General features: G+C 65.1%; 1 protein-coding gene and 1 other RNA gene. One reads left to right on the forward strand and one right to left on the reverse strand.

From position 1 onward, the window contains the following. On the reverse strand, nucleotides 1-324 hold a 324-nt coding region (locus Q8814_RS26340; protein ID WP_330154855.1), incomplete at its 3' end, for a DUF1697 domain-containing protein. Between the two features lie 55 nt (nucleotides 325-379). On the opposite strand from Q8814_RS26340, the gene rnpB reads away from it, so the two are divergent. Then, nucleotides 380-719, forward strand: an RNA gene (gene rnpB, locus Q8814_RS26345) — RNase P RNA component class A; the annotation flags it as partial.

Below are 719 nucleotides of genomic sequence, written 5' to 3' on the forward strand. Positions count from 1 at the left end.
CCTGTCGGCGGCGAAGACCACGTAGGAGTGCCGGTCGACGAGATCCTCGTCGAACGGGTAGGCGGCGACGACCGCGTCGACCCGGTCACGTTCGAGCACGAACACGTAGGCGTCGTAGTCGAATCGGTCCTTCAGTGCGAGTTCGATCAAGGATTTCAACGCCCCGGTGTCGGCGGCGTCGGCGGTGAACAACACGTTGCCCGACGCCAGCACGGTTGCGACGTCGCGGAAACCGAGGCCTGCGAAAACCGCTGCCAGGTCCGTCATCTTGATCCTGATGCCGCCGACGTTGATTCCGCGTAAGAGCGCCACAAATCGGGTCATGCGGATACGGTAGTTCGCTCCTGCGACACCGGAGCGCTACTCTGTTCGATGCGGACGAGTTGGCCGGGCGACCGCGGGACAGGGAACCGGCACCGGTAGGTGTCAGGCCCTGAATCGAGGAAAGTCCGGACTCCACAGAGCAGGGCGGTTGCTAACGGCAACCCGAGGTGACTCGCGGGACAGTGCCACAGAAAACAGACCGCCTGCCCTACGGGGCAGGTGAGGGTGAAACGGTGCGGTAAGAGCGCACCAGCACCCCGGGTGACCGGGGTGGCTAGGTAAACCCCGCCCGGAGCAAGGTTGAAGGTCGCACCGGCCCCTATTCGGGCGCCGATGCGACTGCGCAGGTGTTCGAGGGCTGCTCGCCCGAGCCTGCGGGTGAACCGCTCGAGGTA

Origin of the sequence: Rhodococcus chondri, from assembly GCF_036327435.1 — a bacterium.
Classification (GTDB): Bacteria; Actinomycetota; Actinomycetes; order Mycobacteriales; family Mycobacteriaceae; genus Rhodococcus; species Rhodococcus chondri.